Annotated in this window: 15 protein-coding genes; 10 read left to right on the top strand and 5 right to left on the bottom strand. The window is 57.4% G+C overall.

Annotated features, from left to right (window positions below):
* Positions 1 to 722: 722 nt before the first annotated feature.
* The 5 genes from acnA to IOB61_RS06210 all read left to right on the top strand — a co-directional run bounded on the left by acnA (position 723) and on the right by IOB61_RS06210 (position 9363).
* Positions 723 to 3407, top strand: coding sequence for an aconitate hydratase AcnA (gene acnA, locus IOB61_RS06230; protein WP_290813772.1), 2685 nt, complete (start codon positions 723 to 725; stop codon positions 3405 to 3407).
* Between the two features lie 244 nt (positions 3408 to 3651).
* Entirely contained in the window at positions 3652 to 4536 is an 885-nt protein-coding gene (rpoH, locus tag IOB61_RS06225; protein WP_290813769.1) for an RNA polymerase sigma factor RpoH, read from the top strand.
* 56 nt (positions 4537 to 4592) lie between these two features.
* The gene (locus tag IOB61_RS06220) at positions 4593 to 5750 is read left to right on the top strand and encodes a glycosyl hydrolase 53 family protein (protein ID WP_290813766.1); all 1158 of its coding nucleotides are present in this window, start codon (positions 4593 to 4595) and stop codon (positions 5748 to 5750) included.
* 54 nt (positions 5751 to 5804) lie between these two features.
* Positions 5805 to 7523, top strand: coding sequence for an ATP-binding protein (locus tag IOB61_RS06215; RefSeq protein WP_290813763.1), 1719 nt, complete (start codon positions 5805 to 5807; stop codon positions 7521 to 7523).
* Between the two features lie 43 nt (positions 7524 to 7566).
* The gene (locus tag IOB61_RS06210) at positions 7567 to 9363 is read left to right on the top strand and encodes an MFS transporter (protein WP_290813760.1); all 1797 of its coding nucleotides are present in this window, start codon (positions 7567 to 7569) and stop codon (positions 9361 to 9363) included.
* On the opposite strand, the gene IOB61_RS06205 is transcribed toward IOB61_RS06210, so the two are convergent.
* Positions 9360 to 10814 (bottom strand): HAMP domain-containing sensor histidine kinase, encoded by a 1455-nt coding sequence (locus tag IOB61_RS06205; RefSeq protein WP_290813757.1) that lies wholly within the window; start codon positions 10812 to 10814, stop codon positions 9360 to 9362. The two genes, IOB61_RS06210 and IOB61_RS06205, sit on opposite strands and share 4 nt — an antisense overlap.
* A gap of 222 nt (positions 10815 to 11036) precedes the next feature.
* Between IOB61_RS06205 and IOB61_RS06200 the strand changes: the two genes are divergently transcribed.
* On the top strand, positions 11037 to 13235 hold the full coding sequence (locus IOB61_RS06200) for a TonB-dependent receptor (protein WP_290813754.1): 2199 nt from the start codon (positions 11037 to 11039) through the stop codon (positions 13233 to 13235).
* Between the two features lie 217 nt (positions 13236 to 13452).
* Here the strand turns inward: IOB61_RS06200 and IOB61_RS06195 are convergent, their stop codons facing one another.
* From IOB61_RS06195 to IOB61_RS06185, 3 genes are all read right to left on the bottom strand, one after another.
* Positions 13453 to 14280, bottom strand: a complete 828-nt coding sequence (locus IOB61_RS06195) for an enoyl-ACP reductase (RefSeq protein ID WP_290813751.1) — start codon at positions 14278 to 14280, stop codon at positions 13453 to 13455.
* Between the two features lie 121 nt (positions 14281 to 14401).
* A complete protein-coding gene (locus tag IOB61_RS06190; protein WP_290813748.1) occupies positions 14402 to 15049 on the bottom strand; it encodes a cupin domain-containing protein in 648 nt (215 codons plus the stop codon).
* A 105-nt stretch (positions 15050 to 15154) separates the two neighbouring features.
* Entirely contained in the window at positions 15155 to 15754 is a 600-nt protein-coding gene (locus IOB61_RS06185; RefSeq protein ID WP_290813745.1) for a sigma-70 family RNA polymerase sigma factor, read from the bottom strand.
* A gap of 339 nt (positions 15755 to 16093) precedes the next feature.
* Between IOB61_RS06185 and IOB61_RS06180 the strand changes: the two genes are divergently transcribed.
* Positions 16094 to 17098: an alpha/beta hydrolase gene (locus IOB61_RS06180; RefSeq protein WP_290813742.1), complete on the top strand. Its 1005-nt coding sequence runs from the start codon at positions 16094 to 16096 to the stop codon at positions 17096 to 17098.
* Here the strand turns inward: IOB61_RS06180 and IOB61_RS06175 are convergent.
* Entirely contained in the window at positions 17095 to 18444 is a 1350-nt protein-coding gene (locus IOB61_RS06175; RefSeq protein WP_290813740.1) for a pectate lyase, read from the bottom strand. The two genes, IOB61_RS06180 and IOB61_RS06175, sit on opposite strands and share 4 nt — an antisense overlap.
* Before the next feature lie 121 nt (positions 18445 to 18565).
* On the opposite strand from IOB61_RS06175, the gene IOB61_RS06170 reads away from it, so the two are divergent.
* Genes IOB61_RS06170 through IOB61_RS06160 form a run of 3 tightly spaced genes read left to right on the top strand, consistent with a single transcriptional unit; the run spans position 18566 to position 20890 of the window.
* On the top strand, positions 18566 to 19411 hold the full coding sequence (locus IOB61_RS06170; RefSeq protein WP_290813737.1) for a 2-keto-4-pentenoate hydratase: 846 nt from the start codon (positions 18566 to 18568) through the stop codon (positions 19409 to 19411).
* Complete coding sequence (locus tag IOB61_RS06165; RefSeq protein WP_290813735.1) at positions 19408 to 20394, top strand: TRAP transporter substrate-binding protein; 987 nt, start codon at positions 19408 to 19410, stop codon at positions 20392 to 20394. The genes IOB61_RS06170 and IOB61_RS06165 overlap by 4 nt, the downstream gene beginning before the upstream one ends.
* 1 nt (position 20395) lies before the next feature.
* On the top strand, positions 20396 to 20890 hold the full coding sequence (locus tag IOB61_RS06160) for a TRAP transporter small permease (RefSeq protein WP_290813733.1): 495 nt from the start codon (positions 20396 to 20398) through the stop codon (positions 20888 to 20890).
* Positions 20891 to 20899: the final 9 nt, after the last annotated feature.

The raw sequence follows: 20899 nt of genomic DNA, 5'->3' as shown, positions 1-20899 counted from the left end.
TTGGTGCTGCGTAAGCCCTCACCCCCGTCCCCTCTCCCAGAGGGAGAGGGGAGTTCCCCCCAACAATGTCATCCCCGCCGAAACGAAGTGGAGAGCGGGGACCTCAGCGAGTTTGCGCTCGGAGGTCCCGGATCGGCTTCGCCGTCCGGGATGACATTGCTTTAAGATTTTCCATCTGGACCCATTTTGGTGGACCCGCTGTTTCACCAAAATGGATCATCAAGCATGAGCGCGACATCTGGGTCGTCAAGTGTCCGTTTTCTTCGAAAACGGATCGCGTCGCGACGCAGCAAAGCTGCGCACTTGACTACCCAGAGGTCGCAAGAACAATTCAGTTTGCGGTTTGGTGAACCGGAAGGATCACCAAAACGCGTCTAGATAAAAAGAAATCCAAAAACCGTCATCCCCGCCGAAACGAAGTGGAGAGCGGGGATCTTGTGGGACTTTGCGCTCAGAGGTCCCCGATTGGCTGGCGCCATTGGGGATGACATTGGCTTGTGTTCGGCCACCCCACCGATCTGCCCAAAGCCCTGAAACCCGCCATAGACCTTTAACCATTTCCGCGCTAAAGCAGCGGCGCTGCCGGACACGGTGGCAATCCGCCGGTCGATACGCCGCTCACAAGCGCGCGACCCTTGCGGGCGAAGCTTGGATTGCTTGTTAGCCTCTGGTTAAGGGCAATCCAGTGATGATTAACTCGCTCGAACAAAGGACGGCTTATCATGCCCTCTCTCAATAGTTTTAATTCTCGCCAGACTCTGACTGTCGGCGACAAGACCTATGTCTATTATTCGTTAGAAGCAGCCTCGAAAAATGGTCTTGGCGATGTTTCTAAACTTCCCGTGACTTTGAAAATCTTGCTGGAAAACCTGTTGCGCGCTGAAGATGGCGTCACGGTGACCAAGGCCGATATCGAAGCCGTCGCCAAATGGGTGGACAATAAGGGCAAGATCGAACACGAAATCGCCTTCCGCCCAGCCCGCGTTTTGATGCAGGACTTCACCGGCGTGCCTGCCGTGGTTGACCTCGCCGCCATGCGCGATGCGGCAGCAGCCCTTGGCTCCAACCCTGAAAAGGTCAATCCGCTGATCCCGGTGGATCTTGTGATCGACCACTCGGTCATGGTGGATTATGCCGGTAAGGGCGATAGCTTTGCGAAGAACGTCGATCTTGAATATGACCGCAATGGGGAGCGCTATGAGTTTCTGCGTTGGGGCCAAAGCGCGTTTAAGAACTTCCGCGTCGTGCCCCCCGGCACCGGCATCTGCCACCAAGTGAACTTGGAATATCTGGCCCAAACCATCTGGACCGCCGAAGATGGCAGCGATGAAGTTGCCTATCCAGATAGCGTTGTTGGCACCGACAGCCACACCACCATGATCAATGGCTTGGCGGTTTTGGGCTGGGGCGTTGGCGGGATTGAAGCTGAAGCTGCGATGTTGGGTCAGCCCATCTCCATGCTGATCCCCGAAGTGGTTGGCTTTAAGCTCGACGGCAAATTGCCAGAAGGGGCCACGGCAACCGACCTCGTGCTGACCGTCACCCAAATGCTGCGCAAAAAGGGCGTGGTTGGCAAGTTTGTGGAATTCTTTGGCCCCGGCCTTGATTCCATGACCTTGGAAGACCGCGCCACCATCGCCAATATGGCCCCCGAATATGGCGCAACCTGCGGCTTCTTCCCCGTGGCTGAAGACACGATCAACTTCCTGCGCTCCACCGGCCGCGATGCTGGTCGGGTTGCCTTGGTGGAGGCCTATGCCAAAGCCAATATGATGTGGAAGCATGATGCGGGTCAGCCCGTCTTTACCGACGAATTGGCCTTGGATTTGGGCAGCGTCCAACCCTCACTCGCTGGCCCCAAGCGCCCACAAGACCGCGTCTTGGTGGCCGATGCGGCAACCGCGTTTAAGACCGCGCTGGAAGGCGAATTTGGCAAGGCCGGTGAAGTGGCCAAGCGCGTTGGCGTGGAAGGTCACAACCATGACCTCGGCCATGGCGATGTCGTGATTGCAGCCATTACCTCCTGCACCAATACGTCTAACCCTTCGGTGCTTATTGCCGCGGGCCTTGTGGCCCGCAAGGCCCGCGCCAAGGGCTTGACCGTAAAGCCTTGGGTGAAGACCTCTCTTGCCCCCGGCTCGCAAGTTGTTACCGATTATCTGACCCAATCTGGCCTGCAGTCTGACTTGGACGCCATGGGCTTTAACTTGGTGGGTTATGGCTGCACCACCTGTATCGGCAACTCCGGCCCCCTGCCCGAAGAAATCACCAAGGCGATTGTCGCAGGCGATTTGGTGGCAGCATCGGTCCTGTCGGGCAATCGCAACTTTGAAGGCCGCGTCAATCCAGACACGCGCGCCAATTATCTGGCTTCACCGCCATTGGTTGTCGCTTATGCTTTGGCAGGTTCCATGCAAGTGGACCTCAATAAAGAGCCCCTCGGCACGGGGTCTGATGGCCAGCCCGTCTATCTGAAAGACGTGTGGCCAACCTCTGCCGAAGTCTCAGCCATCATGCGCGAATATGTGACGGCAGAGATGTTTGCCCGTCGCTATGCCGATGTGTTCAAGGGCGACAAGAATTGGCAAGCGATCCAAGTCTCGGGCGGGCAAACCTATAATTGGCCTGCCAAATCAACCTATGTCGCCAACCCACCCTATTTCGAAGGCATGACCATGACGCCAAAAGGTGTGGAAGATATTCTGCACGCCCGCGTCTTGGGTCTGTTTGGCGATAGCATCACCACCGACCACATCTCGCCCGCAGGCTCGATCAAAGCTTCCAGCCCCGCAGGCAAATTCCTGACCGAAAATGGCGTCTCGGCCATTGACTTCAACTCTTACGGGGCCCGCCGTGGCCACCATGAAGTGATGATGCGCGGCACTTTCGCCAATATCCGCATCAAGAACCAAATGGTTCCAGGGGTTGAAGGGGGCGTCACCAAGCATTGGCCAGATGGCGAAGTTATGCCGATCTATGATGCCGCCATGCTCTATAAGGATGCTGGTACGCCATTGGTGATCTTTGCGGGCAAGGAATATGGCACCGGCTCGTCGCGTGACTGGGCAGCTAAGGGCACCAATCTTTTGGGTGTTCGGGCTGTAATCACCGAAAGCTTTGAGCGTATCCACCGTTCCAACCTGATCGGCATGGGCGTTCTGCCCTTCCAATTCCGCGATGGCGTAACTTGGGCCAGCCTCAATCTCGTTGGCGATGAAATGGTGTCCATCTATGGCATTAAGGACATCGCGCCACGCAAAGAGATGGAAGTCGAAATCCGCCGCGCCGATGGCACGGTGGTAATCGCCCCCGTCATCAGCCGGATCGATACGGCCAACGAGCTCGATTATTATTTCTCGGGTGGCATTATGCAGTTCGTGCTGCGCCAATTGGCCCGCGCGGCCTAAACCACCCCATCAAACCGAGATTAGGGCCTTCTGACGGCGTCAGAGGGCCCTTTTTCATGGTGGATCAGCTCTGCTGATCCAACGCATGATGAAACCTTACCAATCATTCATCAGGTCAGGCCTTTATTTTGCCCAATCGCACTCCTAAGTGGAGTCTCGAACGCCGGAACGGGACGTAAATCCCGGCCCCCGACGCTCCTGCTATTACCCGGCTAACAGGGTAATTCTTTTGGGGAGTGGATGTATGACTCGCGCACTCGCGCTTAATGTTGGGCCAGAGCTTGGCCTACAGCGGTATCTCACCGAGATCCGTAAATTTCCAATGCTGGACAAGGACGAGGAATATATGCTCGCCAAGCGTTGGCGTGAGCATGAAGACACAGGCGCGGCTGAAAAGCTGGTGACCAGCCATCTGCGCCTCGTGGCGAAGATGGCCATGGGCTATCGCGGCTATGGCTTGCCGGTTGCTGAAGTCATTTCAGAAGGCAATATCGGTCTGATGCAGGCCGTGAAGAAGTTTGACCCTGAAAAGGGCTTCCGCTTGGCGACCTATGCCATGTGGTGGATTCGTGCCTCGATCCAGGAATATGTGTTGCGGTCTTGGTCCTTGGTCAAAATGGGCACCACGGCTGCGCAGAAGAAATTGTTCTTCAACCTCCGCCGCATGAAGTCGAAAATGCAGGCGATTGAGGAAGGCGACCTCAAGCCGGAAGACGTCGACTATATTGCGACCCAATTGGCGGTGACGAATGACGAAGTCATTTCGATGAACCGCCGCTTGTCGGGCCCTGATGCCTCCCTCAATGTTCGCGTGGGCGAAGATGGTGGCGGGGAATGGCAAGACTGGTTGGCGTCGGATGAAGAAAGCGCTGAGACCGAATATGCAGAGCGCGAGGAACATGATGAGCGCATGATTTTGCTCAATCAAGCCTTGTCGACCTTGAACGAGCGCGAACAGCACATCATCCGCGAGCGCCGCCTGCGCGATGATCCGGTGACGTTGGAAGACCTCGCCGATCAATATGGCGTCAGCCGTGAGCGCATTCGCCAGATTGAAGTGCGCGCCTTTGAAAAAATGCAAGCCGCAATCAAAAAGGCAGCCCTTGAGAGTGGTTTGATCGCCGCCTAATCTGCTTGCACCGTCAGGCATTGAATGGTCATGTAGCCACTTCAAGGAGTGGCTGCATGACTTTTTCTCGGCGCCGGGCGCTGGCCGCAGGGCTTGGACTTTTAACCGCGAGCGGCCTGGTGCGCACAAGCGCTGCCGCCCCAGCCAAAGCCCCTACCTATCCAGACTTCTATTTTGGCGCAGACCTGTCTTATGTGAATGAGATGGAAGATTGCGGGGCCGTCTTTCGCCAAGGCGGCAAGCGGGTAGACCCCTATCAGCTGTTTGCCGATACCGGCCATAATCTGGTGCGACTGCGCCTGTGGAATAATCCCGACTGGACGACTTACAGCACATTCGACGATGTGCGCCGCTCGATGCGTCGGGCCAAGGCGAGCGGGCAGAAGGTGCTGTTAGACTTCCATTATTCCGATGATTGGGCCGATGGCGACAAGCAATGGATCCCCAAAGCCTGGGAAAATATCCCAACCACAGGGGGCCTGTCCGCTGCGGTCTATCAATTCACGTTTGACACACTGACCAAGCTCGCAGGCGAAGGTCTGATGCCGCATATGGTCCAAGTTGGGAATGAGACCAATAAGGAAATGATGGGGCGGAAGGATTGGAAGTGGGAAACGCGGACCACCGATTGGGTCCGCAATGCTGCTTTGTTTAACGCCGGGATTAAGGCGGTACGCGATGCGGGCAAGGCCACCGGCACGGTGCCCAAAATCATGTTGCATATCGCCCAGCCCGAAAATGCGGAGCCTTGGTTTGCCAAAGCGGCCGAAGCGGGCGTGACTGACTTTGATTATATCGGCCTGTCCTATTACCGGAAATGGTCAAGCCAAGGCTTGGATGGCCTCAATGCGACCATCGCCCGCCTCACCGCCACCTATCAGGCCAAAGTGATTGTGGTTGAAACCTCCTATCCTTGGACGAATGACGGGGCCGATGAGGCCGCCAATTTGTTGGGGCCCGATACATTGATCCAGCAATATCCCGCCACGCCAGAAGGCCAGCTACGCTATTTGGTCGACCTCACCCAAGGCGTGATCAGCCATGGCGGGGTGGGTGTGGTCTATTGGGAGCCTGCATGGGTCTCCACCTCCTGCAAGACGCGGTGGGGGAAAGGCTCGCACTGGGAGAATGCGACCTTCTTTGATTTTAGGCGCGGCAATGAGGCTTTGCCTGCCTTTGGCTATGTCCGTCATCCCTATGTTTGGCCGAACTAGGCCGCAGGGCACTCGGGCAGCCATTCCTTAACCCCTCTCTGCTAGGGTGCGGGCATGACGAACATGACCTTCGCTTTGAGCGACTTGCCCGATTGCGCCATTCTCGCCAGCAAAAATGGCCGCGTTTTAGAAGCAAATGCGCTTGCGCTGCAGCGATTTGGCGACCAAGTGGCGCTGGGTGCCTTTGCCCCTTGGTATGAGGCCCGCTTTGGCTGGAGCATCCAAGAGCGCGAAGATGGCAGCCAATTAGGCCTATTCCGCCCCGATGCGGACGAGACGGCGCGCGGCAAGACGATGTTGTTTGCCACCTTGAGCCACGAAATCCGTACCCCTCTAAACGGGATTTTGGGCATGGCGGGCCTGTTGGCTATGAGTGAGCTGACCAGCGCCCAGCGCTCCTGGCTGGGAGCGGTTACCGATTCCGGTCAACATCTGCTGGCACTCCTCAATGATATTCTCGATTATGCCAAGCTCGAAAGCGGCAAGATTGAGCTGGAGACCATGGTCTTTAATCCAGCCAAAACGCTGCAGTCGGTCGCAGAGCTTTGTTCGCCACGCGCGCATGAAAAAGCCCTTGAGATCGTGCTGGTCGTTGCCCCCGATGTGCCGGTGGAAGTGGCAGGCGATGATGGCCGCTTACGCCAGATCATTTTGAACTTGGCCTCCAACGCCGTGAAATTCACCCAAGAGGGCGGTGTCTTGCTGCGGCTAGAGGCGACAGGCGTCAACCAGTTGCGCTTTAGCGTGGAAGATACCGGTATTGGCATCCCGACCGATAAGATGGAGCGCGTGTTTGACGAATTCCAGCAAGCCGATTCCTCGCACTCGCGCCGCTTTGGCGGCACGGGCCTTGGCCTGGCCATCGTCAAGAAACTCACCACCGCTTTGGGCGGCACCGTCAGCCTAAAGAATCGAGACGGTGGCGGCACCGTGTTTTGGATCGACATTCCTTTTGAGACCGTCACACCCGCCCCCACGCGCAGCCAGCGCTTGACGGGCAAAACCATCGCCATCCAAAGCCAATCAACACTTCTCGTCGAGGCTTTGAGCTTGGCGCTTGAAGATGAAGGGGCATTGGTCAAGCGGGTTGAAACGCCGCGCCAAGCCAAAGAAGCCAGCGTGATCCTGCTGGATCACCATACCGATACGGTACAAGCCGCGCCGTGGCTGAAATGCGCAAGCCCGGTGGTGGCCTTGATCCCGCAAGAGCGCCGCGACCTGATTGATGATTATCGTGCTAAGGGTGCGATCGGCTATTTGATTAAGCCCCTTCGTATCGCCTCCTTGATTGAGCGCGTGGCCTTGGCCGCTGGCGAAGGCGTCGATACACGTCCTGTGGTGGCCAATGACGAGCGCGCCGATACCACGCCGATTGCAATCGGCTTGCGTGTTCTTCTGGCAGAAGACAATCCGATCAATGCGCTTTTGGCCAAATCGCTGTTGGTGCGCAATGGCTGCCATGTCGTAGCTGTTGGCAATGGGGCCGAGGCGCTGACAGCGGTGCAAGACGCGCCTTATGATCTGGTCTTGATGGATGTCCATATGCCGGTGATGGACGGGTTTGAAGCAACCCGGGCGATCCGGGCTTTGGGTGGTCGCTTCTTGGAGATGCCGATCATCGCCTTGACGGCGGCAGCCATGGAAGAAGACCGCCGCGCCTGTAAAAATGCTGGCATGAACGACTTCATTACCAAGCCCCTCGACCCGGCCATGTTGTCGTCTGTATTAGAGCGCTGGACGAATGCGTCCAGACAGGCCACTTTCGCCGCCTGATTCAGGACGCTTCTTTAAGGTCCTGACCCTTGTGAGGACCTTCATGGCTGGCAAAAAAGCGGTTGAACCTGAATTAGAACTGGGTGCCGACGATAAAGTGGGCGTCGGGGCTTTTTTCGAGCGGCCCTCGCTGGTCATGTTCGGTCTAGGCTTTGCAGCCGGTATGCCCAATCAATTGGCTGGCCTTGCCTTAGCCATTTGGCTACGTGAAGCTGGGGCATCGCTGGCTTTGATCGGCTTGATGGGGCTTGCCACCCTGACCTATGCCTTGAAATTCCTATGGGCACCCTTGGTGGACCGGGTTGCCATTCCGGTTTTAGACAAGGCCTTGGGCCGTCGCCGTGCTTGGATGCTCTTGACCCAAGCCGTTGTGATTGTCGGCCTCCTCCTGATGGCGACCAGCGACCCCGCCCTAGCCTTCACAAAAGAAGGTGATGCCACGGCCGCTTTCATTCCCTTTGCCGCTTTTGCCGTCCTGATTGCTTTGGCCGGGGCCACCCAAGACATTGCGATTGACGCGTGGCGCATTGAAGTTGCCCGCGATGCCAATCGCTTGGGCGTTTTGACCGCGACCTATCAATGGGGCTATCGCGTTGCCATTCTTTTGGCCGGTGCCCTTCCCCTGTTTGTGGCCCAAGCCCTGAATGGCGACCAATATGGCTGGCTGGGCTGGGCCGTCGCTTATGCCGCGATGGCCGGCTTTATGGGTCTGGCGATTATCTCAACCTTGTTAGCCCCGCGCGAAACCACAGCCCCCGCACCGCGCTGGGTTGCCCCTGCCGACGTGCCTGATCGCGGCATAATCGACTATTTGGAATGGGTGGGCCGACTGGCGCTGATGCTGCTGGCTGCCTGTGTGCTGGCAGTCGGCCTTGCCGGCAAGGCAGAGCCCTTGGCTTGGTTGGTTGGCGGCTTTTATGGCGGCACCAAGGAAATGAGCGAAGCCTTGGCGGCGCGACCTTGGGGTGTCTGGCAACAAGTGGGTTATGCGCTGATTGGCCTCAGCCTCGTGGTCGTGGCCTGTCTACAAATCCCCCGCGTGAAGACCCGCCCTGGGGCCTATTTCAAAAGCGCACTGGGCGATCCTTTGGCCGACTTCTTCAGCCGCTATAAGGATTTGGCGAGCCTGATTTTGGTGTTCATCTGCGTTTATCGCATGGCAGACTTCGTGCTGAACCTAACCTCGACCATGTATCTGGACGCGGGCTTTTCAAAAGACTCCATTGCCTTTGCCCAAAAGTTTTTCGGCGCGGCCATGAGCGCGATTGGGGCAGGCCTAAGTGGGTGGTTGGTTTTGAAATTCGGCCTATTTCGGTGCTTGATTATCGGGGCATTCTTGCAGCCCATTTCAAACTTGGCCTTCATTACCATTACTTTGACAGGCCCCAATGTGCCGGCCCTCTATGTGGCGATTGGCATCGACAATTTATCGGGCATGTTCGCGGGCACCTGCCTCATCATGTATATGTCCATGCTGACGAAAGAGGGTTTTACCGCCACCCAATATGCGGTGTTTTCTTCGCTCTATGCTTTGCCCGGCAAGATTATCACAGCCTTGTCTGGCCGCGTCGTGGAAGGGGCGGCTAAAGCCTCTGAAACCGGGTGGCTGGCCGCCATGAAGCCGTGGTTCAACCATTTGCCAGCCGAATCCTTTGCCGCAGGCGGGGCGAAGTTGGGCGTATCCGGTCAGGCGCTTGCCGCAGGCTATACCGCCTTCTTCTTCTACACCTCTTTGATCGGGATTTTCGGCATCATCATGGCGCTGATCATCTCGCGAGGTCCTGCGCGGGAAATTCTCGAACGGGAGAAAAGGGAAGAGGCTGAAGCCTCTAAAGCCTAAATATCTTCATCGGTAAGGTCGGATTTTTCCGCCGACAGACGAACCACAAAATCGGTGCCCTCGACACAGGTTGAGGCCAAAAGGATATCGCCCCCGTTTAGGCGCGCCAGTTCGCGGGCAATGGCCAGGCCCAGACCTGTTCCCCCCGTAAGGCCACTGCCAGCAAAGGGCATGAACAAGTTATCCTGTACGCGCTTGGGCAAGCCCGGCCCCGTATCAACCACATGCAGGTCGATGCGCTCCCCCTCCAGCACGGCATAAGCGCGGATGGTGCCGGGCTTGCCTGATTGGACAATGGCTTGGGCGGCATTGCGAATGAGATTGGTCAAGATCCGATGCAAATGCTCGCCATCGATTTCAATCTCAAGGTCGGTTGGAATATCATGCTGCCATGGCACATTCAGGCCTGCCAAAGCTTCTTCGGCGGCATCATCCAGCGCGTCTGACAGATAGAGAAGCTCGCGCTCTGGCGGCCTTTCTTGCGCTTTGCCGAACGCCAAAGTTGATTGGGCCAAATTGACGGCCCGCTGCAAAGCCCGCTCTAGCCGCGGTGCGGTGGCGCGTACCACCGGATCATCGACCGATGCCAAGCGTTCACTGACCAATTGCGCCGCCCCCAGAGAGTGGCGCAGATCGTGGGAAATTTTCGAAACCGCAAGCCCCAATTGCGCCAGCCGATCCTTCTGAATAAACGCTTGGCGCACCGTGTCTTGCATGGCCGAAAAAGCAACTTCGGCTTGGCCAATTTCATCGCTCCGCCCCGAGGGGATCAGTGCGCGACTGGCATCGGTTGGGGCCATGCTGAAACGGCCAATCGCCCGGGTCAGACGCCGCATGGGTCGCACAAATCCATCGGCCAAGGCCGCGTAAATCAGCGCCCCAATCGTCAACGACAGGGCCAAGGAGGCCAAAAGCACTTGCCAAGTCGACCGCAACAGCGATTCCTTTAGCGGCGCTTCGGCAACAATGACTTCCAGCTTGATGGCCGCATTGGTTTGTGGGCGGCCAACAATTCGCAGATATCGACCCTCTGGCGCGGCATAGGCCTCTAAAACCCCCGATAGCGAACGGCCGATGGTTTGCGCCTCGGGATTAATGTCGATGATGGGGCCCTTGGGCGTTCCCCCCAACACCTCAAGACGTGCATCATCTTGCAGGATGGTGACAGATTGGATTTCGGCCGCACGCACCAATTCCGACGTCCGCCCCCCCATGAGCCCGTAAGAATCCGGGGCGGTGACGGCCAAGGCAACGATTTCTGCGGTGTTGAGACGGTTGATAATCCATTCGTCGCGCAAGCTTGCCATAGTTGGTAAAAAGAACAGCGCTTCGGTCAGGAGGATAAAGCCCGCCCCAATGGTCAAGAGACGCGCCGTCAAGCCATCATTGGGCTTAAACTCCGGCGCGGCGGTCGAAGAAATTCCCTCAAGGCTATCTAATGGGGCGTTCATGGTCACCTTTGTCGCATGCCCATCCAAAAAAGCTTCCCGTGACCAAAGTGGCACCGCACCAAACCAGGTCCGTACACCACTCCATGTGCGATCCTTGGGCGCTTGTCACCCCATAATCTAGGCATTGTTCATAGAGAGGAAACCCTGAAAAAGCCAGTGATGACTGTATTTTACGTTTTTTGCCAGTTGTTTTTGCAAATCATTCGCAATATGAAACTAAGAATGAGTATCACTATAAACAAGCCGAACCGCCCCCTCCCCCCATTTGCGCAAGCCCTTTGTGTCGGGGGCCTCGCCCTCTTGGCACCAAGCCTCGCCCCCAGCTTGGCGATTGCTGAAGCCGCCGCCCCGGTCGAAACCATCATCGTGATTGGCCAGAAGGATGGTCTGCGCACCATTCCAGGCTCTGGTGCCACGATTGAGCAGGCCGATCTGGTTCGTGCGCGCATCTTGTCCGTCAATGAAGCCTTGCGCCAAGTGCCCGGTGTGTTTGCGCGTGATGAAGAAGGCATGGGCCTGCGACCCAATATCGGTATTCGCGGCCTGTCGCCGACGCGCTCTAGCAAAGTCCTCTTGCTCGAAGATGGTTTGCCCCTAAGCTTTGCGCCCTATGGCGACAATGCCACCTATTACCACCCGCCGATCCGCCGCTATAGCCGGATTGAGATCCTCAAAGGGGCCAGCCAAATCCGCTTTGGTCCCAATACCGTTGGCGGCGTCATCAATTATGTGACCCCACCTGCACCAGAGGCCTTTGAAGGCCAAGCCACATGGGCCGCAGGCTCAGACGGCTATGTGGAAACTGACCTTAATCTGGGTGGCCCCATTGCCGGGATGCGCGCCCTGTTCCACGCAAACGCGACCCAATCAGAAGGCGCGCGCGACAATCAAGAACTGAAGATCAATGACCTCTATCTGAAGCTCGAAAAAAGCTTAGGCGAGCATCATGATCTGACCCTGCGCTTAAGCCGTTATGGCGAAGATAGCCAAGTGACCTATTCGGGCCTGACCCAAGCCGAATATCTGGCCAATCGGCGGCAAAATGCGTTTGTGAATGATGGGTTTAAGGCAGTTCGCGTCGGGGCTTCCATGCTGTGGGCTTGGGCGATTGATGACACGACGACCTTAAAGACATCGGCCTCTTATTCCTGGTTTGATCGCGATTGGTGGCGTCAATCCTCTAACTCGGCCCAGCGGCCCAATGATGCGTCAGACCCGACCTGTGGCGGTATGGCCAACCTCTTGACCACCTGTGGCAATGAAGGCCGCCTGCGCGAATATCACACCTATGGCTTTGAAAGCCGCTTGAGCAAAACGGGCGAGATCGGCGCGGTGAAGTTTGAGAGCGAACTGGGCATTCGCTATAGTGATGAGCGGCAAAACCGGCTGCAAATCAATTCCGACACCCCAACAGGCCGCACACCGGGCACCAGCGTGAACGCTGGCGTGCGCGAGAATAATCTGCGCTATCTCCAAGCTTGGTCAGGCTTTGCCACCACCAAGGCGACAATCGGGCCATGGACGCTGTCACCGGGCATTCGTTATGAGTCCATCGATTTCCAACGCGTGAACCGCCTCAATCCGGCAAGCCCCGTGCGTGGCGAAGACCAACTGCAGGAATGGATTCCAGGTCTTGGCATTTCCTACAAGATCAGCCCGCGCTTTGCCGCCTATGTGGGCGCACATAAGGGCTTCTCGCCACCGCGCGTGGAAGATGCGATCAACAACTCCACCGGTGCGTCGGTCAATCTGGGGCCAGAGACCAGCACCAATTGGGAAGCGGGCCTGCGGGGCGATATTACCAAGGGCCTTGCAATCGACCTCACCTGGTTCCGCATGGATTTTGACAATCAGATCGTGCCAAGCTCTGTCGCAGGTGGGGCAGGTGCTACGCTGACAAGTGCAGGCGAGACCTTGCACCAAGGGTTTGAGGCGTCGCTGCGCGGCTCACTCGCCGATATGGGCGTGATGACGACGGGCAATGACCTCTATTTCCGCGCCGCGCTGACCTATGTGGGCGACGCCAGCTATGTCGGCACGCGCTTTTCGGGTGTGGCAGGCAATACAACGCGGTCGGTCACGGGCAACCGCCTGCCCTATGCGCCCGAATGGCTGATCAATGCCGCCATTGGCTATCAGCTTGGCACGATGGGCGAGTTCCAAGTCGAATATGTGCGCACCGATGAGATGTTCACCGACGACCTCAACACCATCACCCCAACAGCAGACGGCCAACGCGGCTTGATCAAGGCGGCCGATATTTGGAACGTTACGCTAAACCTCCACCCCGAAAGCTGGCCCTTGGGTGCCTATATAGCGGTGAAGAATGCGGGCGACGCGCGCTATATCGTCGACCGCTCTCGCGGCATCCTCCCCGGTGCCCCGCGGCAGGTGCAGTTTGGACTAACGAAGGCGTTTTGAGGCGGGTGGCAAAGGAGCGCCGTAGGGTGCATTCCAACGGGAATGCACCATGGTCAAGCCAAACTTAAAAGTTCTTTTGACTTGGAACGGTTCAAGGCCGCACTCCGCTTGCCTTGAAGCCGCCCGACAATTCTTCCTGCTCAAACTCGAACATGGCCTTTGCCTAGGCACAGTCTGTGGCAAAGGCGATCCAAAGCGGAAAACTTCAGGGGGCAGCCTACCCCTCGTTCAGGCCATCCGGCACGCCGACGACGTGGAAGCCTGCGTCAACATGGATCACTTCGGCGGTGGTGGAGCGACCGATGTCGGACAGGAGCCAGAGGGCGCAGCCCGCAATGCCTTCCATCGTCGTGTCTTCCTTCATCAAGGACCACTCGCGGCCGGTATTCACAAGGCCACGGCCGCCTTGGATGCCGGCCAAGGCCAAGGTGCGCATGGGACCTGCGCTGATGGCGTTGACGCGAATGCCGCTGGGGCCCAAGTCGCGGGCGATATAGCGGGTGGCGGCTTCCAGCGCTGCTTTGGCGACGCCCATCACATTATACGATGGTAATACGCGCTCTGCCCCCAGATAGGACAAAGTGATCATCGAGCCGCCGGGCGACATCAAGGGGGCGGCGCGCTTGGCACAAGCCACCCACGAGAAGGCTGAAATATCCATGGTGCGCAGGAAGTTTTCGCGCGTGGTATTTTCCACAAATGAGCCTTTGAGCTCATTCTTATCGGAAAAGGCGATGGCATGGACCAAGAAGTCTAGCCCGCCCCATTTTTCCTGAATGGCGGCAAAGACAGCATCCAAGGCCGCATCATCGGTGACGTCGCAGGGCAAGATCAGGTCAGAGCCGACGCTTTCGGCCAAGGGCCGCATGCGCTTTTCCAGCGCTTCACCTTGATAGGTAAAGGCCAGTTCTGCGCCTTGGGCGGCCAATTGACTGGCAATGCCCCAAGCGATCGATTTGTCATTGGCCACGCCCATAATCAGGCCGCGCTTGCCCTTCATCAGGGTTCCGGTTGGATAGCCAGTTTCTTTCGTTTCGCTGCTCATGAGAGCTCCTGCCGCTGAGAATGCTTCCAATCATGTGAAGGTCACATGATGCGTGGCGCTTCATTGCCCTGTCCGTGCCAAGGGTCAAGAGGCAGGTGCGGCTTGAGGGCTAGGGGTCGGCCTAGTGGCGGGTGAAGAGGCGCTGCAACATGCCGAGCGCGCCGGTCAAGGCGATGTCGCCTTCTTCCACGGTCAAGGCCAAGCAAACCCCACCGGGCAAAGCGACGGGATGGTGCATTTGGCCGGGCCGCTTGATTGATAAATCGCCGGGGCCAAAGCGGCCGGTGCCATCTTCAAAAGCGCCTGCTACCACCAAAGTATATTCAGTGCCCGTATGGTCGTGATGGGGGGCACCATGGCCCGGCTCAATCCGCAACAGCTTGGCACGCAAAGCGCCGCCCGTTTCCAGCGCCATGGATTTGACGCCGGGGCCTGCAAAGGTCCAGCCCTCGCGGGCCGCGGAATCGAGGCTGATGTCACGCAAGGGTTGGGGCAGGCCCAACAACTCGTCCAAAGCGCGCCCTGCCGCATGCATGGCTTCGCGGGCTTGGGCGTGGCTGTCTTCCAGCGCATCAATTTGTGCCAGAACACCGGCGAGGAAATTGTCTGAAACCGGGGCTGGGGCTTGGGCTTCTAACGCATCGCCGCCAATCACATCGCCAAGATCCAGCGACAAGGGCGCAACGCCCTTTAAAGCCGCTTGGGTCTCTACCAGCAGGCGCAGAGACGGGTCTGCGGTCAGGAAGTCATCAGGATAAGCGCTGATCATTTTCTTCCCTAATCCAAACCCTAAAGGCCAAGGTGCCGTGATCTTCCCAAGATAAGCGATATTGGTTGCCATTTCCTAACGTCAAGGCGAAATGGCCGCAATAGGTCAGTCTGGGCTGTCGAGTTTCGATCTGAGCTTCAAAAAAGCCAAGCGAAGTCGGGACTTGACCGTACCCAGTGGCGTTCCGGTCTGTTCAGCAATCTCGCGGTGCGACAGGCCGTCATAAAAGGCTTGATGCAGAAGTTGGCGCTGTTCTTCGGGCAGATCGACAATGGCTGCCCGCACCAAGTGGTCGCGCTCTGCCCCCGTTATCAGCGAATCGGCCGCCGGTGGCGCAGAGGGCAACAAAAGCGGGTCATTGGGGTCGAGCTCTGGCTTAGTCGTCCGGCGAATGGCGTCAATGCGCTTGTTGCGCGCGACCCGAAACAGCCAAGTCGAGACCGAAGCCTGCGTGCGATCAAACAAATCGGCCTTACGCCAAACCGTGACCATCACATCTTGGGCTAATTCTTCGGCCAGCGCATTATCGGCACCCAAGCGCATCAGATAGGCTTTCACGCGCGGGCCGTAATAGGCAAACAATTCCCCATAGGCGGCCTTGTCTTTATGCAGGGCGACGGCTTCCATCAGATCGGCAAAACGATCACGCTCCCCCTCACTCAAGGCCCCCGGGCTGGGCGGGGCTTTGCCAGCGGCAGACCCCATCGGGCTCGCTTGAGGCTTGCGTGAAGAATTGTCCGAAGAAGACATGGGGTTTGGAAGCTACTTTCTACGGCGCTCTGTCTGGCGAGGAAACCACGACGCGCTTACACGTCTTACCACGCGCGACATAACAAAGTAAGGCAAAGGCAACAGTCTGTACTCGGGACGTTTTTTGGGGTGCCTCCCCACATAAAGTGTGAGAAAAGCGAGCCAATCGCATAAAAGGACGCGGCCAAGGGTGCAAGGTGACAAACCAAACCTGTGACTGAAGCGGCGCAGGCATAATGAGGCCGCCTCCACCTAGTGGATAGAGCGGTGAAAAATCCAAGGATGGGATATGTGATGCAAAACTTAGCCAGTCCCACGCGCCTGATACGCTTTATGGCTCGATTGGGGATGACGCTGGTCCTATTCGCCGCTTGGCCCGCCCTGTCGCAGGCGCAGACGGGTGCGGTTAGCATCGAGCCGGACGCGATCGTCAATCTCTGGCCCGGGGTCGCGCCCGGTGCGCCCAATCCCCTGCCAAAGGAAGAAATTGTTTTCAGGAACAATCCGTTCAATTTGGTCGACCGCGCCGCCCATCAGGTTGCAACCCCCAATCTCAGCCTCTTTGTGCCCCAGAAACCCAATGGGGCTGCCATTCTGATTATTCCGGGTGGGGGCTATTCTTGGGTGGTGATCGACAAGGAAGGCTATGAGGGGGCCAAGCGCTTCGCCGCCGAAGGCTATATGGTCTATGTGCTGCGCTATCGCCTGCCCCATCAAGGCTGGGCGGCCGGGCCAGATACGCCCTTGCAAGACGCCCAGCGCGCCATGCGCCTGATCCGCTCGCGGGCGGGCCAAGACGGCATTCAAGCCAATCAGATCATGGTCATGGGCTTTTCTGCGGGCGGCCATGTCGCAGGCTCACTCGCCCTCAAATTCGACCAGCAAATTGCCCCACGGCTCGACAAAGTGGATGGTCTGTCGGCTAAGCCTGACTTGGCCGTCCTCATGTATCCGGTCGTGACAATGACAGAGCCTTTTCGCCACCCCAAATCGCGCGAGAATATGATTGGACTTAGCCCCAGCCCCGCAGCGATTGCGGCTTATTCACTCGAGACCTCAGTCCGGGCCGATGCGCCGCCCCTATTCATCCTGCACGCAGGCGATGACCCCGCCGTGCCAGTTGAAAACGCCTTAGCGCTCTACGAGACGGCGCGACGCGTGAAAGCCTCTGTCACGCTGCATCTGTTTGAAAAAGGCGGCCACGGCTTTGGCCTGCGTGGCATTACGGGCACGCCTTTGGCTGTTTGGCCAGACCTTTTGTTAAGCTGGGCGCAGGATAAGGGCTTCCCGAAGCCTTAGGTCCCGCGCGATTTAGCGCCTGAATCCAGCACATCTGGGCGACGCGGCTCCATCGTCGCCAAGTCCCAATCTTCCGGCACAAAGGCGCGATAGGTTGGCTTTTGCACCGGATAGCCGCCGACTTCGCTTTCACTATCGATGATTTTCCCGCGACCCTCGGCTATATCGGCCAAGATGCGCACATCATGGGCGTCGCGGTCCCAAGGCCGGGCACCAACCTTGGTCAATAGGTCGGCTTCAAGGCCAGCTGCAGGGCTAATCTTCAGGCCCGCAGGAAGGTCGAGTGGCTGGGTTGCCAGATTGATTTTTGCGGCACCCGACGTGTAGCGACCCATTTGTGGCAGGGCTTTGCCATTCATATCTTGGGCGATGTTATCGCGCATGAAGAGGTCGAGATCACCATGCCCGCCTAGCATCACCAACGGCAGACCGGGGGCGGTATTATGTCCGCCACGCATCGCATTGCCGATCACGGTCATCCGGCCATTCTGGAAGGGCTGAGCCCCCCATTCATTGGCCATCAGATTGTAATGAATAGCCCGATAGCCCGGATTATAGATCAGATTATTGATGATCGCGCCATGCACGCCGCCTTTGAACAAAGGATTGCGCTCGACATTATGGGCATAGATGTTGCGATAGATCAGGATGTCGTTGGCATTGTCATGGATGAGAGAGCCCTTCGAATGCTCCCCCTTCGCATGGGTCGCATTGGCCAAGCTTTCGGCGATCAAATTGTTGGAATAGGTGATCTGTCGCGAGGTGCCCGCCCGCCATTCAGCTGGGGTTTTGCCGGTAAAGCGCGGGCCAGAGGCAGAAAGGTTTTCATCCGTCCCCCATGTCAGGCTGCAATGATCAACGATCACATTGCGCGCGCCAATGGTGGAGAAGGAATCAAAATCATTGCCGCTCATTTTCGCCTTGCCAGCCTCACCCGCCCGCACGCGAATATGGCGCATAATGACCTCAGAGGTCGCCACATCCATGCCGCCCCGGATCAAGGTAATGCCAGGCGATGGGGCGGTTTGTCCGGCAATCGTCAGAAATGGCTCGGTGATTTTCAGCGTCGTGGCTTCCAAATCAATTACGCCACCCACTTCAAACACAATGATCCGTGGACCCTTGGTCTCGAGCGCTTGCTTGAAAGAGCCCGGGCCATCCTTGGCCAAAGTCGTGACGCGCAAGATCTGCCCGCCGCGCCCGCCAAGTGTGTTCGCAGCCCATCCGACGGCGCCGGGGAAAGCCTTTTGAGCCGCAGCACTGGCCAAGGTCTGCGCCATGCCTGGGCTGGCGATCAAACCCACAACTGCCGCTGAAGTCGCACCCAAAAGCTGTCTGCGGTTCATGCCGCTTCTCCCCTGTTTGACGATCCAAAGGATAGATGGACCATCGATTTTGTGTTGTTCATGCATATTGACACCGGTTTCCAAAATGCGCAATCATGAAAATCAAAGGACGAAAGCGCACATGTTTCAGACCCGCGACTCCGTGAAAGAGCCTTCTAGCGCCGCCGAGGCTAGCGTCATTGCTGGCCAGTTTCGAGCTGCGCGTTTAAGCAAGACCGCCCTTTCAGACTTCCCGGGACCCTTGCCGCGCGTCCTTGATGAATCCTATGCCATTCAGGATGCCGCAATTGCGGGCTGGCCCGACAAATTGGTTGGCTGGAAAGTGGGCCGCATTCTCGGCGATTTGGTTACCGTGCATGGAACAGACCGCCTGATTGGGCCGATTTTTGCTGCATCCCTACAGCGCGCGACAGGCGAGACCGAGGAGAGCTTTGCGGCGATCCAAGACGGCTTTTGTGCGGTTGAGGGCGAATATGTGTTTGAGCTTGCCGCCGACGCCATCCCCGGCAAAACCGATTATGATGCAAGCTCTGCTCTAGATTTGGTGGGTGAGCTTTGGACCGGTATTGAAGTCGCGGGCAGCCCGCTTGCCACCATTAATGACCTTGGCCCTACGGTTGTGGTTTCCGACTTTGGCAATAATTGGGGTTTGATCCTTGGCAAGCCTGTCCAGAACTGGCGCGCCCGCTTGGAAGACCTCACCTGCGCCGTGACGATTAATGGCGATGTGGTTGGTACCGGGGTTGTCACCGCATTTCCGGGCGGCATCACCCAATCGCTGGTCTTTGCGCTGAATTGTGCCGCAAGGCGCGGCCTTCCACTCAAACGCGGGATGCTAATTTCTACGGGCGCTGTTTCGGGCGTTCATGATGCTAAGCCCGGCGATCATGCGATAGCAGATTTTGGCCAAGACGGAAAAATTGCCTGTCATCGCTTGGCGGGCCCTTCAAGCTCAGGACAAAAATGATGGTTACACGCCGCTCTCTTTTGGCCACAGCTGGCCTTGCCTTACCACTTGTCTCTGCGTGCCAACCCCACAGCGCCTCGGGCGTTTTAACCGCGTGCGACGTCCACCGCGACGGCTATCCCACGGTGATGGCGGTGAAGTGGCTGGGCGAGGCTTTGGCCAAGGAAACCGGGGGTCGCCTCTCCATCCGCAGCTATCCATCCGGCCAATTGGGGGCTGAGGATGATACAATTGCACTGGCCCAATCTGGCGTGATCGACATTTGCCGCGCCAATGCGGCTGCCCTGAACAATGCGTTCCCGCTCACCCAAGTCGTCTCAATGCCCTTCGTCATCCAGAATGACGATCATTTGCACCGCGTCTTAGATGGACCGATCGGTCAAGAGATTTTGGATGGCTTTAAAGCGCGCGGACTGATTGGTTTGGCTTCTTACGATGCTGGGGGGCGGTGCTTCTATAATACCCACCGCCCGATTGAGACGCCAAAGGACTTGCATGGTCTGAAAATCCGTGTGCCGCAGTCGGATGTCTTCATCGAAGCAATTGGTGCCATGGGGGCAAACCCAACACCTTTGAGCTTTAGTGCGGTCTATTCTTCACTCCAAAGCCGCTTGATCGATGGAGCAGAAAACAACTGGCCCACTTTTGAAACAGCCCGACACCTCGAAGTGGCGCATTATTGGTCAGAGACCCAGCATTCCTATTCGCCAGAGTTTTTGATGATGTCGGCCAAAAGCTTTGGTCAGCTCAGCCAAAAGGACCAAGGCTTAGTCCGTGATCTGGCCAAAGCGTCTGTCGCCGTCATGCGGGAGGCTTGGGTCAAAACCGAGGCCGAATCCCGCACAAAAGCACTCGCCGCTGGCACCAAAGTGGTCGAGGTCAATAAAGCTGCCTTCAAGGCAGTCTGTGACCCGGTCAATGCCAAACGTCTGAACAACCCAGATGTCGCCCGCCTCTATGCGGCGATTAAAGCGATGGTTTGACATGGAAAACGAACAAAACGTCCCACCCAAAGGTCAAGAAAGTCTGTTGGACCTTTTGGCCAATGCCTGCAAAATCGTCGCTCTAACCGGCCTCGTCATCATTACTTTGGTTCAAGCTTGGCAGGTTTTTGCCCGCTATATCCTCAATGACTCCCCTGGCTGGACAGAGCCTGTGGCCGTCTTCTTCATGGGGATGACGGTGATGATGGCCGCCGCCGTTGGGGTGCGCGAGGGCACACATTTTTCCTTCTCCAACATCCTCGACGCCATGCCAGCGGGCCTACAAGCACTGGTGCGCCGATTGCTGCTCGTCCTCACATTGGGCGTCGCTCTCTTATTGGCCTATTGGGGCCTCAATCTCGCGCTCGATAATTGGGATGTCAGCATGGCAGGTGCCCCAATTCCGGCGGGCATACGTTATGTGCCCTTTGCTATTGGCGCTTCCATCATGGCGCTGTTTGCCGCTGAGCGCTTATTCGCGCCAACGAAAAACTAAGGACGAAAC

The organism is Aquidulcibacter sp. (assembly GCF_020253525.1).
Taxonomy (GTDB): domain Bacteria; phylum Pseudomonadota; class Alphaproteobacteria; order Caulobacterales; family Aquidulcibacteraceae; genus Aquidulcibacter.
Note: the sequence above shows the minus strand (reverse complement) of the source record. Positions and strands in the feature narration are given on the sequence as shown.

Excerpts from the sequence above, each read along its gene's own strand:
- acnA (WP_290813772.1), top strand. The coding sequence starts at position 723 with ATGCCCTCTCTCAATAGTTTTAATTCTCGCCAGACTCTGACTGTCGGC.
- rpoH (WP_290813769.1), top strand. The coding sequence starts at position 3,652 with ATGACTCGCGCACTCGCGCTTAATGTTGGGCCAGAGCTTGGCCTACAG.
- IOB61_RS06220 (WP_290813766.1), top strand. The coding sequence starts at position 4,593 with ATGACTTTTTCTCGGCGCCGGGCGCTGGCCGCAGGGCTTGGACTTTTA.
- IOB61_RS06215 (WP_290813763.1), top strand. The coding sequence starts at position 5,805 with ATGACGAACATGACCTTCGCTTTGAGCGACTTGCCCGATTGCGCCATT.
- IOB61_RS06210 (WP_290813760.1), top strand. The coding sequence starts at position 7,567 with ATGGCTGGCAAAAAAGCGGTTGAACCTGAATTAGAACTGGGTGCCGAC.
- IOB61_RS06205 (WP_290813757.1), bottom strand. The coding sequence starts at position 10,814 with ATGAACGCCCCATTAGATAGCCTTGAGGGAATTTCTTCGACCGCCGCG.
- IOB61_RS06200 (WP_290813754.1), top strand. The coding sequence starts at position 11,037 with ATGAGTATCACTATAAACAAGCCGAACCGCCCCCTCCCCCCATTTGCG.
- IOB61_RS06195 (WP_290813751.1), bottom strand. The coding sequence starts at position 14,280 with ATGAGCAGCGAAACGAAAGAAACTGGCTATCCAACCGGAACCCTGATG.
- IOB61_RS06190 (WP_290813748.1), bottom strand. The coding sequence starts at position 15,049 with ATGATCAGCGCTTATCCTGATGACTTCCTGACCGCAGACCCGTCTCTG.
- IOB61_RS06185 (WP_290813745.1), bottom strand. The coding sequence starts at position 15,754 with ATGGGGTCTGCCGCTGGCAAAGCCCCGCCCAGCCCGGGGGCCTTGAGT.
- IOB61_RS06180 (WP_290813742.1), top strand. The coding sequence starts at position 16,094 with ATGCAAAACTTAGCCAGTCCCACGCGCCTGATACGCTTTATGGCTCGA.
- IOB61_RS06175 (WP_290813740.1), bottom strand. The coding sequence starts at position 18,444 with ATGAACCGCAGACAGCTTTTGGGTGCGACTTCAGCGGCAGTTGTGGGT.
- IOB61_RS06170 (WP_290813737.1), top strand. The coding sequence starts at position 18,566 with ATGTTTCAGACCCGCGACTCCGTGAAAGAGCCTTCTAGCGCCGCCGAG.
- IOB61_RS06165 (WP_290813735.1), top strand. The coding sequence starts at position 19,408 with ATGATGGTTACACGCCGCTCTCTTTTGGCCACAGCTGGCCTTGCCTTA.
- IOB61_RS06160 (WP_290813733.1), top strand. The coding sequence starts at position 20,396 with ATGGAAAACGAACAAAACGTCCCACCCAAAGGTCAAGAAAGTCTGTTG.